Below are 15,410 nucleotides of genomic sequence, written 5' to 3'. Positions count from 1 at the left end.
CCATGAACAACCCACGATTCGCAAGAACCGCAGGCTGGCTGGTGCTGGCCGCCCTGGTCGCGGCCGGCGCGCTGGCCTGGTATGTCACACGCCAGCCCGCCACGCCTTTCGAGCAGGAGCAGACCTTTGACCCGGGCCTGGTCAGTCGCGGCGAGTATGTCGCCCGCGTCAGTGACTGCGTGGCCTGCCACAGCCTGCCGGGCAAGGCACCCTTCGCCGGTGGCCTGGAGATGGCCACGCCGTTGGGGGCGATTCATGCCACCAACATCACGCCTGACAAGGGCGCCGGTATCGGCGCCTACACCCTGGCCGACTTTGACCGTGCGGTGCGCCACGGCGTGGCACCCGGCGGGCGACGGCTTTACCCGGCCATGCCCTACCCGTCCTACGTCAAGCTCAGCGATGACGACATGCGTGCGCTGTACGCGTTTTTCATGAAGGGCGTGCAGCCTTCCAACCAACCCAATATCCCCAGTGATATTCCCTGGCCGTTGAATATGCGCTGGCCCATTGCACTCTGGAACGGCCTGTTTGCGCCCAGCGCCCCGTACGCGGCCAAACCCGGCCAGGATGCGCAATGGAATCGCGGCGCCTATATCGTCCAGGGGCCCGGCCACTGCGGCAGTTGCCACACACCGCGCGGCCTGGCCTTCAATGAAAAAGCCCTGGATGACTCCGGCACCCCGTTCCTCGCCGGCGCCCTGCTCGACGGCTGGTATGCACCCAGCCTGCGTCAGGACCCCAACACCGGGTTGGGCCGCTGGAGCGAGCCTGAGATCGTGCAGTTTCTCAAGACCGGTCGCAACCGGCATGCCGTGGTATATGGCTCGATGACCGAGGCGTTCAATAACTCCACCCAGTTCATGAACGACGAGGACCTGACAGCCATCGCCCATTACCTCAAGTCACTGCCCGGCGACCCGCAGCGTGACGGCACGCCCTGGCAATACCAGAACGCCGCCGTCGACACCCGCCCCGGCGCCCACACCTACGCCACCCGCTGCGCGTCCTGCCACGGCGCGGACGGCAAGGGCCAGCCCGAGTGGATGCCGCCCCTGGCCGGTGCTACCTCGGCGTTGGCGACGGAAAGTGCCTCAGCGATCAACATCACCCTCAACGGCTCACAACGGGTCGTGACCGCCGGCATGCCGGACGCGTACCGCATGCCGGCGTTTCGTGAGCAGTTGTCGGACGCAGAAATCGCCGAAGTGCTGAGTTACGTGCGCAGTACCTGGGGCAACCATGGCGGCGCGGTTGAGGCATCAGCGGTGAACAAGCTGCGCGGGCATACCGACCCGGCCAGCAGCAGCCCGATCATCCTGCATATGCGCTAAACAAGCCGCTCCTCGGTTAAATGTGGGAGGGGCGGTGCAACGATTCGACTTGCTCCCGATGGCGGTGGGTCAGTGGGTATATCTGCCGACTGACCCACCACCATCGGGAGCAAGCCCCGTCCCACATTTGGATCGCGGTGCATCCATTGATCAAGCGTTGCGTTCCAGGCTCACGGCGAAACAACAGCCGTTCGGCTCTCTGGCGGTGAGGTCGACCTGCCATTGCTGAATGCCGCAAATCCGCTGCACCAGCGACAGGCCCAGGCCCAACCCTTCGCCACGGCTTTGTTCGCCGCGTACGAAGGGTTGGAACATCGCTTCGCGCTTGTCATCGGGAATGCCGATGCCACTGTCTTCCACACTGAAGCCATGCTCACTCAGGGTCAGGCGAATAAACCCTTGGTCGGTGTAGTGCCAGGCATTGCGCAGAAGGTTGCCCATGACCGATTGCAGGAACGTCTGGTTGTACAACTGCGACGAGGCGTGTTCGCTGGCATAGATGAACGTCAAGCCTTTTTCGCGAATCATCCGCCCCCAGATCTCGACCAAACCGTCGGCCACCTCTTTCAGGGTGGCCTGCGCGCCATTTTCCCGGGCATCCGAAGCCCGCGCCAGCATCAGGAAGGTGTCCACCAGTTGGCGCATTTCATCGCTGGCCCGGGCAATGCGGCCGACCTGCGCTGCCGAGCGCTGATCCAGGGAGGGGTCACTGAGCAACAGCTCACAGGAGCTGGCCAATACCATCAGCGGCGTGCGCAATTCGTGGCTGACGTCACTGGTGAAGAGCTTTTCCCGGCTCAACGCGTCGCGCAGCCGACCCAGGGTCTTATCGAAGGACAGGGCCAACTCCCCCACCTCATCTACCGCGTAGTCCGGATGCAGGGGCGGCGCCACGTCCAGCAACTGATCACGATGGCGCACCTGCCGCGCCAGGCGGATCACGGGCGCCATGACCCGACGAGCCAACAAGCGGCCCAACAGGATCGCCAGCAGAATGCTCAGCACAAAACCCACCGCCACCGCAGCGAACAGCACGCGCTCGCGTTGCTCGAAGCTTTCCTGGTTACGCAGCAGCACATATTGGCGACCGTCCACCACCTGGGAAACCGCGTAGTAAGACTGCCCCTGATACTCGATTTCCTGGAACCCCGGCGCCAGCGTGGCCAGGGCCGGGTCGAGGGCCATGTCGCCCGACTCGCCCTGGGCAAAAAACAACTCGTCTTTTTCCGGGTGGTGGCTCCAGGCGCCAGCATCGTCCTGGCGCAACAGACGGTTCAAGCCGCCCCCAAGGTCGGCACTGGTGAGTTTGGACTCGACGACATGCACGGTCGCCACGATACCTGCGGCAAACACTCCCGCTACAAAGGCACTCATCAGGGCAAACACAATCACGATCCGCTTCGTCAGGCTTTGCCTGAAATCCATGCCCATACGAGGTTCCACTGCCGCGTTCAAACCGCAATACCCTTGGTGTCGGGCAGTGCCTTGCGACGCCGCCGTTCGAACCAAAGATAGACTACGGGAGTGGTGTATAGCGTAAGAATCTGCGAAACCGCCAACCCGCCGACAATCGCGATACCCAACGGTTGGCGCAATTCAGCCCCGGCCCCATGCCCGAACGCCAGCGGCACCGCGCCCAGCAAAGCGGCCAGCGAGGTCATCAGGATCGGCCGCAAGCGCAGCAAGCAGCCTTCGCGCACCGCCTCGCGGGGCGACATACCCTGCTGCTGGGCCTGCAAGGTGAAGTCGACGATCATGATCGCGTTTTTCTTGACGATGCCGATCAGCAGGATGATGCCGATCATGCCCAGCACCGACAGGTCCTGGCCGCACAGCATCAGCGCCAGCAAGGCGCCAAACCCGGCAGACGGCAACGTCGAAATAATCGTCAGTGGGTGAATCGCGTTCTCGTAAAGCACACCGAGCACGATGTACACCGTGAGGATCGCCGCCAGGATCAACCACGGTTGCGACTTCAGCGAGTCCTGGAACGCCTGGGCGGTCCCCTGGAAACTGCCGACCACGGTGTCCGGCATCGCCACCGCCAGGCTCGCCTGGTTGATGGCATCCACGGCATTGCTCAGGGCTTGGCCGGGCGCCAGGTCGAACGACAGCGTAATCGCCGGGAACACGCCCTGATGGTTGATGATGATCGGCACTTGCTCGGTCTGCACGCTCGCCAGCAGGTTGAGCGGCACCCGCGCGCCGGAACTGGCGCGCACAAACAGATGCGCCAGGGTGGCGGTGGAGGTTTGCCAGCTCGGGTCGAGTTCGAGGATCACATGGTTCTGGTCCAATTGGGTGAACATCGTTGCGACCTGGCGCTGGCCGAAGGCGTCGTACAGCACGTCATCAATCGCCTGCACCGTCACGCCCAGGCGCGCGGCGGTCGGGCGGTCGATCACCAGGGTCGACTGGGCGATGGCCTGCTGCTGGTCGGAGGTCACATGCTGCAGTTGCGCCAAGGTCTTGAGCTTGGCCAGCAGCACGCCGCTCCAGTGGTCCAATTCAACGCTGTCCGGGTCTTGCAGGGTGTATTGGTATTGGGTCTTGCTGGCGCGACCGCCGATCTGGATGTCCTGGTTGGCCTGCATGAACACTTTCACACCGTCCAGGCGATCCAGCGCCGGCTGCAAGCGACGGATCACGTCAGCGGCACTGGCGGTGCGCTCGCTGAAGGGCTTGAGGTTGATCATCACCTTGCCCTGGCTGACGGTCGGGTTGGGACCGATCCAGAAATACACGCGTGCCACCGCGGGGTCTTGGCCGATGACTTCGGCGGCGCGGTTGACCTGGGCACGCATCGCCGACGGCGAGATATCCGGCGCCGCTTCGGCCACACCCTGGATCAGGCCGTTGTCCTGCTGTGGGAAGAAGCCCTTGGGAATGCCTACGTACAGCACCGCCGTAGCGGCCAAGGTCGCAATGGCGACCGCCAGGGTCATGCGCTGATGGTCCAGCACCCAGTCCAGGCTGCGTCGGTAGCCATTGTGCAAGCGCGTGAAGGCGCGCTCGCACGCCTGGGCGAAGCGTCCCTCTGGTTGCTCGGCGTGAGGTTTGAGCAGCCAGGCGCAAAGCATGGGCGTAATGGTCAGCGAAACGATGCACGACATCAGGATCGCCACGCTGACCGTCACTGCAAACTCGCGCATCAAGCGCCCGACGATCCCCGACATCAACAAAATCGGCAGGAATACCGCAATCAATGACACCGTCATCGACACAATGGTGAACGCTACTTCGCGCAGGCCATCCACCGCCGACTGCAAGCGCGACTTGCCCATTTCCAGGTGACGCACGATGTTTTCCATCACCACAATGGCATCGTCCACCACAAAACCCACGGCAATCGCCAGGCCCATGATCGACAGGTTGTCGAGGCTATAGCCCAACAGGTACATCACGCCGAACGTGGCCACCAGCGACAGCGGGATGGTCAGGCTCGGAATCAGCGTGGCCGTGGCCTTGCGCAAGAAGATAAAGATCACCACGACCACCAGCGCGATAGACAGCAGCAAGGTGAATTGCATGTCGTTGACCGAGGCTTCGATGGTTTGCGTGCGATCGCCGACCACCTGGACCTGCACATCGCGCGGCAACGAAGCGGTGAGTTCAGGCAACTTGGCCTTGAGCGTGGCGATCGTCGACAGCAGGTTGAAGCCCGGCTGTTTATGAATATCGACGATCACCGTCGGCTCACGCCCCAACTGGGCGGCTTGCTGGGTGTCTTCGGCCCCGGCGATGACGCGGCCGAGGTCGCCGAGCTTGATCGGCATGCCATTTTTATAGGCGATGACCTGGTCCCGGTAATGCTGCGGGTCAAGCATCTGGTCGGTGGCGCCAAGGGTGATGGAGCGGCTGGGCCCGTCGAGGCTGCCCTTGGGTTGATCGAGCGTGCTGACACCGATCACGCTGCGCACGTCCTCCAGCGTCAGGTCACGGGCGGCCAGCGCATCCGGGTCGATCTGCACGCGCACGGCAGGTTTCTGTTCACCGTGAAAATCCACCAGACCCACACCGGGCATCTGCGACAGGCGCTGGGCGATGTAGTTGTCGGCGTAGCGGTCCAGCTCCGGCAAGGTGCGTGTGGGCGACGTGACCGCCAGGGACAGCACGGTGCCTTCGGCCGGGTTGACCTTGTTGAAGGTCGGCGCGCTGGACATCGTCTTGGGCAGGTTGGGCGTGGCGGTATTGATCGCGGTCTGCACATCCTGGGCCGCACCGTCGATGTCACGGTTGAGATCGAACTGCAGGACGATCTGAGTCTTGCCGGCGGCGCTCGATGAGGTCATCGAGGTGACTTGCGGCACGGCGGCGAACGCCCGCTCCAACGGCGTCGCCACCGAGGAGGCCATGGTTTCGGCGCTGGCGCCGGAGAGTTTGGCGGTGACCTGAATCGTCGGGAAATCCACGGTCGGCAGCGGTGCCACCGGCAACTGGAAGTAGGCAAACGCGCCCAGCAGCATCACGCCCACCGCCAACAGGCTGAGGCCGACGCGGCGTTGAATCAAACCGGCCAGGCCCCTCATGGCTTGGTCTCCGCCAGCACGGCAGTGTCGGTGTTGGCGGGCATCACCTTGACGCCGGGGGCGACACGGGATTGGCCTTGTACCACGACGGTTTCCCCGGCGTTCAAGCCCTGGCGAATCCACTGTTTGCCGTCGACCACGGTACCGGCGTCGACCTGCCGGGGTTGCAAGCGCTGATCGTCGCCCACCACGTACACAAAATTGCCTTGGCGGCCGAACTGCACGGCCTCGGCAGGTACCACAGTCACATCCTGGTGGGTTTGCACCAGCAAGCGCGCGCTGACCAGTTCACCCGGCCACAGCTGGCCGGCGGTGTTATCGAATTGCGCCTTGAGCTGCACCTGACCGCTGGCCGCCGCCACCTGGCTGTCGATAAAGCTCAAGCGCCCCTGCGCAATCGCCTGGCGGCCATCGCGGGTCATCGCCACCACCTGCAACGCGCCCTTGGCGTTCTCTTGAAGAATCTCGGCCAAGTCATCCTGGGACACGGCAAACGCCACCGAAATCGGGTTCATCTGGGTAATGGTCACCAGCCCCGTGGCCTCGGCGCCGTGGGCAATAGCGCCGACATCCAGCAGGCGCTGGCCGGTGCGCCCGGTGAACGGCGCCTTGACCTGGGTGAACTCCAACTGCAGGCGTGCGCTGTCCAGCGCGGCCTGATCAGCCTGCACCGTGGCCTGTTGCGCAGCCAGTTGGGCACGGAAGGTGTCCACATCCTGGGTCGGCCCGGCCTTGGCGGCGGCCAATTTGCTGGCGCGGTCGAGGTCGACACGCAGGTTGGCCAGTTGTGCCTGATCTTTAGCCACCAGTGCCTGGGCCTGGGCGACTTGCGCCTGATACACCCGTGGGTCGATCACCGCGAGCAGGCTGCCGGCGCTGACCATCTGGCCTTCGTTGAACAGGATCTTTTGCAACTCGCCGTCGACCCGCACCCGCACATTGACGCTGTTGAGCGCCTGCACATTGCCGATGGCGCTGATCCAGATCGGCAAGTCCTGACGGCTGACCGTCGACAAACGTACCGGCACGGCACTTGCCTCCACCGGCAGCGGTGCGGCCTGCGCGCGCCGGACCCAATGAACGCCCCCGGCCACGGCGGCCAGCGACAGCACGATCAGGGTGCCCAGAACCAGGCGATGACGGGAATTGGAGACACTCATGGCTGAGCCACCTGTACGGGAGATTGGGAAGCAAGGCCGGCGACGGAGAAGTCCCCACCCAGAGCGCGGAACAAACCGACGGCGGCCTGTAAATGCTGCAGGCGCACCTGAAGCAGGCTGTCTTCGGCCTGGTACTGGGTGCGCTCGACGATCAACAGCGTCTGGAAATCGGTGGAGCCCAAGCGGTAGCGCACCTGGGCCAGGCGCGCGGCTTCGCGGGCCGAGTCGACAGCGGCCTGGTTGAGCGCGTAGCTCTTGTCCAGCTCACGGGTAGCGCTCAGTTGGGTCTCGACGTCTTGCAGGGCCTCGATGATCGATTCGCGGTAGCTGGCGGTCAGCTCCTGCACATGGGCTTGATCGAAATGCAGTTGGCCCTTGAGTTGGCCGCCTTGGAACAGCGGCTGGCTGAGGGTGCCGATGGCGCTCCAGATTTGCCCGCCGGCCAGGGTGTCGATACCGCCCAGCAGGTCCAGGGACAGGTTGGGCAGAAACGCTGCACGCGCCACGCCGACATCGAAGTTGGCCGATACCAGGCGCGCTTCGGCGGCCTGAATGTCCGGGCGCTGGCGCAGCAGCCCAATCGGCAGGCCCGTGGTCGGCTGCGGAATTTGCAGACCCTTGAGCCCCTCCCCTTGCAAATGGAAGCCCTCGGGCGGCGCTCCGACCAGCACCGCCAATTGATACAACGCCTGGTCGCGCTGCTGGCGCAGCGGTGGCATGGCCGCTTCGAAGGTTTGCAGGGCGTTGCGCTGCTGGGCCACTTCCAGGTTGGACACGGCGCCCTGGCGGGCTTGCACCTCCACCAGGTCGAGCACTTGGCGCGCATCGTCGGCGATGGATTGGGCCAGGCGCAGGCGCTCTTGCAGGGACAGCACCTGGAAATAACTGTCGGCGATGCTTGCGCTCAAGCTCATACGCAAGGTGCCGGCATCAAACACCGTAGCCTTGGCCAGTGCGTCTGCCGAGTCTGCCGCTGCACGCTGTTTGCCCCAGAAGTCCAGCTCATAGGTGGCTTCGGCAAACACGCTGCGTTTTGGTGTGGTGCCGTAATTGTTCTGGCGTTGGAAGTTGCCTCCCAGATTCAGCGCCGGAAACTGCGCCGCGCCCGCCACTTGCGACGAAGCGCGGGCTTCATCGATACGACTGACCGCCGCCTTGAGCGTGTAGTTGGCGGCCAGGCCACGGGCGATCAACTGGTCCAGCTCGGCGCTGTGGAATTCGCGCCACCAGCGCCCGCCCTGCGCCGCCGACGCCGACGCCCCGGCATCCCATTGCGCGGCCAGGGGTAAGGTGGGTGTTTGATAATCGGGCACCATCGAACAACCGCTGAGCAGCAGGCCGACAAGCCATAAAGAGGTTCTTGCAACTGACATGGGCACCCGCCCCCCGCTAAAGAATGCGGCGAAGATAGCGAGAGGTGCCTGCCAGGGCGTTCGTCAGTCGATAAACTTTTGTTTAAGAAACCTGGAAACTGTAGCCGGCCCCGGGGATGGTCTTGATCAGCGAGTACTCGAAGCCTTCATCCAATTTGCGCCGCAAGCGGTGGATGTGTTTGTCGATCACGTTGTCGTTGGGGTCGAAGTCATAGTCCCAGGCACTGTCGAGCAACATGTCGCGGGTCACCACCTGGCCACTGTGGCGCATGAGCTTTTCCAGCAACAGGGCTTCGCGGTGCTGCAAGGCAATGCTACGCCCCTGGCGCACGGCGGTGCGGGTGGCGCAGTCAAGTTGCAACTCGCCGACGTGCAGGGTTCTGCCCGATTGCTCGCGGCCGCGCAGCAACGCATCGAGTCGCGCCAGCACTTCGGCAAACGCATAGGGCTTGGACAGGTAATCATCGCAACCCGCTTGCAGGCCCTCGACCTTGTCGCGAGTCGATGATTGGGCGCTGAGCATCAACACCGGCACCCGCGACTGGCGTGCGCGCAGTGCCTTGACCAAGGCAATGCCGTCCAGGCCCGGCAGGCGCCGGTCGACGATCAACACGTCGTGAATGCCCTCCAGCGCCAGGCCGAGGCCGCTGGTGCCGTCCACGGCCACATCCACCACATGCCCGCTTTCGCTTAAACCGCGCAGCAGGTAGTTGGCGGTCTGCTCGTCATCTTCAACCACAAGAATGCGCACGCTTGTATCTCCAGCTCGAATCTAAACTTTAATTTATCTGGCGGGAACGTGGCGCCGCTCCAGGCTTTGCCACACTATGCCACCTCTGCCCTGAAGACGTGACCGGTTCTCTTGCCATGACTCATGTTCTGGTCGTTGAAGACGACTTAACCACCGCCCGCGAAATCGAACTGGCGCTGATCGACTACGGCTTCAGCGTGACCACGGCGCTGAACGGTCGCGACGGCCTGCTCAAAGCCTTGAGCGAGCCGTTTGACCTGATCGTGCTCGACCGCATGTTGCCCGGCGGCCTCGATGGCCTGGGCGTGCTCACTGCATTGCGCGCGGCGGGCACCACCACGCCGGTGCTGATCCTCAGCGCCTTGAGCGCCCTGGATGAACGCGTACGCGGGCTGCGTGCCGGTGGCGATGACTACCTGACCAAACCTTTCGAATTCATTGAGCTGACCGCTCGCCTGGATGCGCTCAACCGCCGCCGCGCCGAACCGGTGGCCCCGGCGCCGGAAACCCACCTGCGCGTGGCCAACCTGGAAGTCGACCTGCTGCGCCGTACCGTACGCCGTGGCGAGCGCACCATCGAACTGGTCCCGCGCGAATACGCCCTGCTCGAACACCTGATGCGCAACGCCGGCCTGGTCATCACCCGCACCATGCTGTTCGAGGCCGTGTGGAATTACCGCTACGACGAGCGCACCAATGTCATCGAAGTGCACATCGGCCGCCTGCGCCGTAAAATCGATGGCGACGGCGAAGGGCAGATGATCCATACCGTGCGAGGAGCCGGCTATGTCCTTCGCACGCCTGAGTGAAATCCCGCGGACCATCAGCTTTCGTACCGGGCTCTTGTTTCTGGGTCTGTTCGGCTGCTCGTTCCTGGCGTTGTTCGGCTATATCTACTGGCAGACCTCGTTCTACCTGAAAACCGAAGCGGATACCGCGCTGTATCGCCAGGTGGAAAACCGCAGTGCACAAGACGCCGAGTTGCGCCTGCATGAAATCCGCAAACACGCCGCCCAAGACACCGACGGCCGCCTGCCCCACAGCCTGTTCGATGCACAGGGGCAGTTCATTGCCGGCGCGATTCGTCAGTTGCCGGCGTATACGGCGTTGGACAAACCCCAGGAATTTCGCTGGCTCAAGGCCAACGGGCACCACCGGCCCGTGCGTTTTATCGTACATCGACTGGATGACGGCAAGCTGCTGCTGGTTGCCCAGGATGTGCATGACATCCGCGAATTCGACGAACTGCTGATCAATGCACTGATCTCCGGCGGGCTGCTGTTGCTGCTGGTCGGCCTGGTGGGCGCGGTGGGGCTGGGCTACCTGGCCCATCGTCGCCTGGACAAGGTCAGCCGTTCGATCACAGGCATTATCGAAGGCGACCTGAGCGGCCGCCTGCCGGTACGCGGCAACAACGACGACATCGACCGCCTGGCCCAGGTGGTCAACGGCATGCTCGATGAGTTGGAACGCTTGATGAGCGAGGTCAAAGGCGTGTGCGATGACATCGCCCATGACCTGCGCACCCCTTTGACCCGCCTGATCGCCGGCCTTGAGCGTGCACAACGCCGTGACATGGCCCCCGCCGACTATGCCGCCAGCGTGGACGCCGCGCTGAGCGAGGCCAAGGGGTTGCTGCTGACCTTCAAGGCATTGCTGCGCATCTCTGAAATCGAAAACAGCGCCCGGCGCAGCCACTTCGCCCCGGTCGACCTCAACCTGATCGCCGCCGACGCCGCCGAGCTTTACGAGCCGCTCGCCGAAGAGCGTGGCACGGTCCTCAGCGTCGACACCCACGACACCCCGGTGATCATCGCCGGTGATGCGCAACTGTTATTCGATGCGCTGTGCAATTTGCTGGATAACGCCATCAAGTTTTCACCCGGGCACAGCCAGGTGCGGCTGAGCGTGATTGCCGATGCGGCCTGGACCGGCATTCACGTGACCGACAACGGCCCCGGCATTCCCGAAGCCGAGCGCCAGGCGGTACTACGCCGCTTGTATCGCGCCGAAGCGAGCCGGCACACACCGGGCAATGGGCTGGGGTTGAGCATGGTGGCGGCGGTGGCGCGGCTGCATGACATGCAACTGACGGTCAGCGATGCGCAGCCTGGGTGCCGGGTGGAATTGGTAGGCAGGACTACCGCCAAGACGCTCTAGCCCCCTGTGGAAACCCGCATTGTAGTGAGCGGGCTTGCCCCGCGCTGGGTGGCGAAGCCGCCCCAATAAGAACGCCGTGGTGTTTCAGAAAGACCGAGGTGCCTGGGTTTGGGGCGGCTGCGCCACCCAGCGCGGGGCAAGCCCGCTCACTACAAGGCCGGGTTGGGGCGGATATTCTTGACGGACGGGAATGAGACTACCCTCCCTCATTGGTTTTGAGCGCTGCGCCCGACGATATTTATCACGTTTTTTTGACGTTTTTTTCTCATTCCCGGCCCTACATTCGCCGCGCTTCAATATGCAAATGATTCCTATTGGTTTAATCTCGAACACCACTCGCGGATCTCCCGTGCAGCCATAAAAACCCGGAGCTTTCACCGCATGACCAGCCGCCTTCCCTCGTTCGTCAAAAAAGCCCTGCTCGCCACTGCCTTGGTCAGCGCCGGGCACGTGTACGCCGCCAGTGAACCGGTCGGCCTGGTGGTGTACAACGCCCAGCACGAAAGCCTCACCAAGGCCTGGGTCGAAGGCTTCACCCAGGAAACCGGGATTCCGGTGACGATCCGCAATGGCGATGACACGGAGATGGGCAACCAGATCGTGCAGGAAGGCGCCGCCTCCCCGGCGGATGTGTTCCTCACCGAAAACTCCCCGGCCATGGTCCTGGTGGACAACGCCGGCCTGTTCGCGCCGGTCGCACCCGCCACCTTGGAACAGGTTGATCCTGCCTACCGTCCGGCTCACGGCAAATGGCTGGGCATTGCCGCACGCTCCACGGTGTTTGTGTACAACCCGAGCAAACTGAAAGACGCCGACCTGCCCAAATCGCTGATGGACCTGGCCTCGCCAAGCTGGAAAGGCCGTTGGGCCGCCTCGCCGGCCGGTGCCGACTTCCAGGCCATCGTCGCCGCCGTGCTGGAACTCAAGGGCGAAGCCGCCACCCTCGACTGGCTCAAGGCAATGAAGGCCAACGCGAGCATCTACCGTGGCAACAGCGCCGTGCTCAAAGCCGTCAACGCAGGCCAGGTCGACAGCGGCGTGATCTATCACTATTACAGCTTCGTCGATCAGTCCAAGACCGGCGAAAACAGCAAGAACACCCAGCTGCACTACTTCAAGCATCAGGATCCGGGCGCGTTCGTGAGCATCTCCGGTGGCGGCGTCTTGGCCTCCAGCAAACATAAAGAACAGGCCCAAGCCTTCCTGAAGTGGATCACCGGCAAAGACGGCCAGGCGATTCTCAAGGACGGCAACTCGTTCGAATACGCGGTGGGCCTGAACGCCCAGTCCAACCCCAAGCTGACCCCGCTGGCGCAATTGGATGCACCGAAGGTCGACGCGTCCAAGCTCAACAGCAAAAAAGCGGTCGAGCTGATGACCCAGGCCGGACTGCTCTGATTGTTGCCTGAACCTTCCCTGACCGGCATCGCCCACGCGTCGCCGCGCAAACGCTTCCACGGCCTGTTCAAAAGCCGTGGCGGCACGTGGGTCACCAGTTTGTCGGTACTGGTTTCGCTGCTGGCCCTGCTGCCGATCGCGTTTGTGATCGGCGTGTCGTGGCAAATTGGCTGGGCGCAGATCGAAGCGCTGGTGTGGCGCCCGCGTGTGGGCGAACTGTTGCTCAACACCGTATTGCTGGTGCTGTTCACCTTGCCGTTGTGCATGGCGCTGGGCATTGCGCTGGCATGGCTGACCGAGCGCAGCAACCTGCCGGGGCGGCGCGCCTGGTCGTTGTTGGCCGTGGCGCCGCTGGCGGTGCCGGCGTTTGTGCACAGTTACGCCTGGGTCAGCCTGGTGCCGTCGATCCACGGCTTGCCGGCGGGCGTGCTGGTGTCGGTGATTGCCTACTTCCCGTTTTTGTACTTGCCGGTGGCGGCGACGTTGCGCCGGCTTGACCCGGCCATCGAAGACGTGGCCGAATCCATGGGTCTCAAGCCCTGGGCGGTGTTCTGGCGGGTGGTGCTGCCACAACTGCGCCTGGCGATCTGCGGCGGCGCGCTGCTGGTGGGCCTGCACTTGCTGGCCGAATATGGCCTGTACGCGATGATCCGCTTCGACACCTTCACCACGGCCATTTTCGATCAGTTCAAATCCACCTTTAACGGCCCGGCGGCGAACATGCTGGCTGCGGTGTTGGCGTTGTGCTGCCTGGCGATGCTGACCGTCGAATCCGCCGCACGCGGGCATGCGCGCTATGCGCGGGTCGGTTCCGGCAGCGCCCGTGAACAGCGCACCGTCACACTGGGCGCGACCACCACCCTGCTCGCCCTGGCCTTGCAAGTTGCCACCTGCGCACTGGCCCTGGGCGTTCCGCTGGTCACCCTGGGCAAATGGCTGATCGCCGGAGGCAGCGAGGTCTGGCAGCTCGGCGAACTGTTGCCGGCACTGGAACAGACCGTGCTGCTGGGGATTGCCGGGGCGCTGTTGACCACGTGCGCGGCGGTACCGATCGCGTGGCTGTCGATCCGTGCGCCGGGGCGCTTGCAGCGCATGCTGGAGGGCTGCAATTACATCACCAGCTCGCTGCCGGGTATCGTCGTCGCGCTGGCCCTGGTCACGGTGACCATCCACTTCGCCCGACCGATCTACCAGACCACGATCACCGTGCTGCTCGCCTACTTGCTGATGTTCCTGCCACGGGCGCTGGTGAGTCTGCGCGCCGGTATCGCCCAGGCGCCGGTAGAGCTGGAAAACATGGCACGCAGCCTCGGCCGTTCGCCGGGCCGCGCGTTGTGGCTGATCACCATGCGCCTGGCCGCCCCCGCCGCCGCTGCGGGGGCCGCGTTGGTGTTCCTGGCGATCACCAATGAACTGACGGCGACGCTGTTGTTGGCCCCCAACGGAACGCGCACCCTGGCCACCGGGTTCTGGGCAATGACCAGCGAAATCGATTACGCCGCCGCGGCGCCCTATGCGCTGATCATGATCCTGCTCTCACTGCCGTTGACCGGCCTTCTCTACCACCAATCCAAACGCACGGCAGGCCGATGAACGCCCTCGAACTCCACGCCCTCTGCAAGACCTTCGGCACCCAGCGTGCCCTGGCGGACGTCAGCCTGTCGGTGCCCACGGGCAGCCGCACAGTGATCGTCGGGCCGTCCGGCTCCGGCAAGACCACCTTGCTGCGCATGATCGCAGGCTTTGAATTCCCCGACACCGGCCGCCTGACCCTCAACGGCCAGACCCTGGTGGACGCCACCCACGCCGTACCGGCGCACCAGCGCCAGATCGGCTACGTGCCGCAAGACGGCGCGCTGTTCCCGCACATGACCGTGGCCGACAACATCGGCTTCGGCCTGGCGACCAAAGGTGAGGCCCGCGACACCCGCATCGCCGAGCTGATGGACAGCGTGGCCCTGGACGCCAACATGGCCCGGCGCTGGCCCCACGAGTTGTCCGGCGGCCAGCAGCAGCGTGTCGCCCTGGCCCGTGCATTGGCGCAACAGCCACGGCTGATGCTGCTGGACGAGCCGTTTTCGGCACTGGACACCGGCTTGCGCTCGGCCATGCGCAAGATGGTTGCACGCCTTCTGAGCGACGCCGGCATCACCACCATTCTGGTGACCCACGACCAAAGTGAGGCGCTGTCATTTGCCGACCAACTGGCGGTGATGCGCCAGGGCCGCCTGGTGCAATCGGGCCACCCGATGGACCTGTACCAATACCCGGTCGATGAGCAAACCGCGTTGTTCCTCGGTGAAGCGGTGGTGCTGCCCGCCAGGGTCGAAGGCGGCTGGGCGCATTGCGGCCTGGGGCGCGTACCGGTCGACAACCCGTCCCTGCACGACACCACACGGATCATGCTGCGCCCGGAGCAGCTGCAGTTGAGCACCAGCGGTGATGCCGGTTGCCGTGGCGTGGTGACCGAGCGCGAATTCGGCGGTAATACCTGCACCCTGACCGTGGTATTGCACCCCGATGAGGACGAACCGGGCCAGGCGATCCTGGTGCGCAGTTCGGGCTTGCAGGCGCCGCCGACCGGCACTGAGGTGCACCTCACCACGATCGGCATGGCGCATATCCTGAAAAAAGACGCGGCGCTCAGTCTCAGCTAAGTTTCGGGGCTTACCTTCTCCCCTGCGCCAACCACAGCGCAGTCAAGG

General features: G+C 64.0%; 11 protein-coding genes. 6 read left to right on the top strand and 5 right to left on the bottom strand.

The annotated features are described in order from the left end of the window. The first annotated feature begins 2 nt into the window (after positions 1-2). Entirely contained in the window at positions 3-1,334 is a 1,332-nt protein-coding gene (locus C9383_RS04345) for a c-type cytochrome (protein ID WP_090371915.1), read from the top strand. 150 nt (positions 1,335-1,484) lie between these two features. On the opposite strand, the gene C9383_RS04340 is transcribed toward C9383_RS04345, so the two are convergent. The 5 genes from C9383_RS04340 to C9383_RS04320 form a co-directional block, all read right to left on the bottom strand. Continuing rightward, positions 1,485-2,759: a sensor histidine kinase gene (locus C9383_RS04340; protein ID WP_060755468.1), complete on the bottom strand. Its 1,275-nt coding sequence runs from the start codon at positions 2,757-2,759 to the stop codon at positions 1,485-1,487. 26 nt (positions 2,760-2,785) lie between these two features. Beyond that, on the bottom strand, positions 2,786-5,863 hold the full coding sequence (locus C9383_RS04335) for an efflux RND transporter permease subunit (protein ID WP_090371917.1): 3,078 nt from the start codon (positions 5,861-5,863) through the stop codon (positions 2,786-2,788). Further along, positions 5,860-7,023 (bottom strand): efflux RND transporter periplasmic adaptor subunit, encoded by a 1,164-nt coding sequence (locus C9383_RS04330; RefSeq protein WP_090371920.1) that lies wholly within the window; start codon positions 7,021-7,023, stop codon positions 5,860-5,862. Before C9383_RS04330 ends, C9383_RS04335 begins: the two co-directional genes overlap by 4 nt. After that, on the bottom strand, positions 7,020-8,396 hold the full coding sequence (locus C9383_RS04325; protein WP_090371922.1) for an efflux transporter outer membrane subunit: 1,377 nt from the start codon (positions 8,394-8,396) through the stop codon (positions 7,020-7,022). Before C9383_RS04325 ends, C9383_RS04330 begins: the two co-directional genes overlap by 4 nt. 82 nt (positions 8,397-8,478) lie before the next feature. Further along, positions 8,479-9,147 carry a response regulator transcription factor gene (locus C9383_RS04320; RefSeq protein WP_090371923.1) on the bottom strand — a complete coding sequence of 223 codons (669 nt, stop codon included), beginning with the start codon at positions 9,145-9,147 and terminating at the stop codon, positions 8,479-8,481. 116 nt (positions 9,148-9,263) lie between these two features. Between C9383_RS04320 and C9383_RS04315 the strand changes: the two genes are divergently transcribed. From C9383_RS04315 to C9383_RS04295, 5 genes are all read left to right on the top strand, one after another. Next, a complete protein-coding gene (locus C9383_RS04315) occupies positions 9,264-9,956 on the top strand; it encodes a response regulator transcription factor (RefSeq protein WP_060755448.1) in 693 nt (230 codons plus the stop codon). Continuing rightward, entirely contained in the window at positions 9,934-11,307 is a 1,374-nt protein-coding gene (locus tag C9383_RS04310) for a sensor histidine kinase (RefSeq protein ID WP_090371924.1), read from the top strand. The genes C9383_RS04315 and C9383_RS04310 overlap by 23 nt, the downstream gene beginning before the upstream one ends. 381 nt (positions 11,308-11,688) lie before the next feature. After that, positions 11,689-12,705, top strand: coding sequence for an iron ABC transporter substrate-binding protein (locus C9383_RS04305; RefSeq protein ID WP_060755450.1), 1,017 nt, complete (start codon positions 11,689-11,691; stop codon positions 12,703-12,705). After that, complete coding sequence (locus tag C9383_RS04300) at positions 12,706-14,298, top strand: ABC transporter permease (protein WP_411984667.1); 1,593 nt, start codon at positions 12,706-12,708, stop codon at positions 14,296-14,298. It abuts the gene before it with no gap. Continuing rightward, positions 14,295-15,362, top strand: a complete 1,068-nt coding sequence (locus C9383_RS04295) for an ABC transporter ATP-binding protein (protein WP_060755451.1) — start codon at positions 14,295-14,297, stop codon at positions 15,360-15,362. Before C9383_RS04300 ends, C9383_RS04295 begins: the two co-directional genes overlap by 4 nt. Positions 15,363-15,410 lie beyond the last annotated feature (48 nt).

Source organism: Pseudomonas palleroniana (assembly GCF_003031675.1).
GTDB classification, from domain to species: Bacteria; Pseudomonadota; Gammaproteobacteria; order Pseudomonadales; family Pseudomonadaceae; genus Aquipseudomonas; species Aquipseudomonas palleroniana.
Note: the sequence above shows the minus strand (reverse complement) of the source record. Positions and strands in the feature narration are given on the sequence as shown.

Coding starts and splice junctions, on each gene's coding strand:
- C9383_RS04345 (WP_090371915.1), top strand. CDS start 3: ATGAACAACCCACGATTCGCAAGAACCGCAGGCTGGCTGGTGCTGGCC.
- C9383_RS04340 (WP_060755468.1), bottom strand. CDS start 2,759: ATGGATTTCAGGCAAAGCCTGACGAAGCGGATCGTGATTGTGTTTGCC.
- C9383_RS04335 (WP_090371917.1), bottom strand. CDS start 5,863: ATGAGGGGCCTGGCCGGTTTGATTCAACGCCGCGTCGGCCTCAGCCTG.
- C9383_RS04330 (WP_090371920.1), bottom strand. CDS start 7,023: ATGAGTGTCTCCAATTCCCGTCATCGCCTGGTTCTGGGCACCCTGATC.
- C9383_RS04325 (WP_090371922.1), bottom strand. CDS start 8,396: ATGTCAGTTGCAAGAACCTCTTTATGGCTTGTCGGCCTGCTGCTCAGC.
- C9383_RS04315 (WP_060755448.1), top strand. CDS start 9,264: ATGACTCATGTTCTGGTCGTTGAAGACGACTTAACCACCGCCCGCGAA.
- C9383_RS04310 (WP_090371924.1), top strand. CDS start 9,934: ATGTCCTTCGCACGCCTGAGTGAAATCCCGCGGACCATCAGCTTTCGT.
- C9383_RS04305 (WP_060755450.1), top strand. CDS start 11,689: ATGACCAGCCGCCTTCCCTCGTTCGTCAAAAAAGCCCTGCTCGCCACT.
- C9383_RS04295 (WP_060755451.1), top strand. CDS start 14,295: ATGAACGCCCTCGAACTCCACGCCCTCTGCAAGACCTTCGGCACCCAG.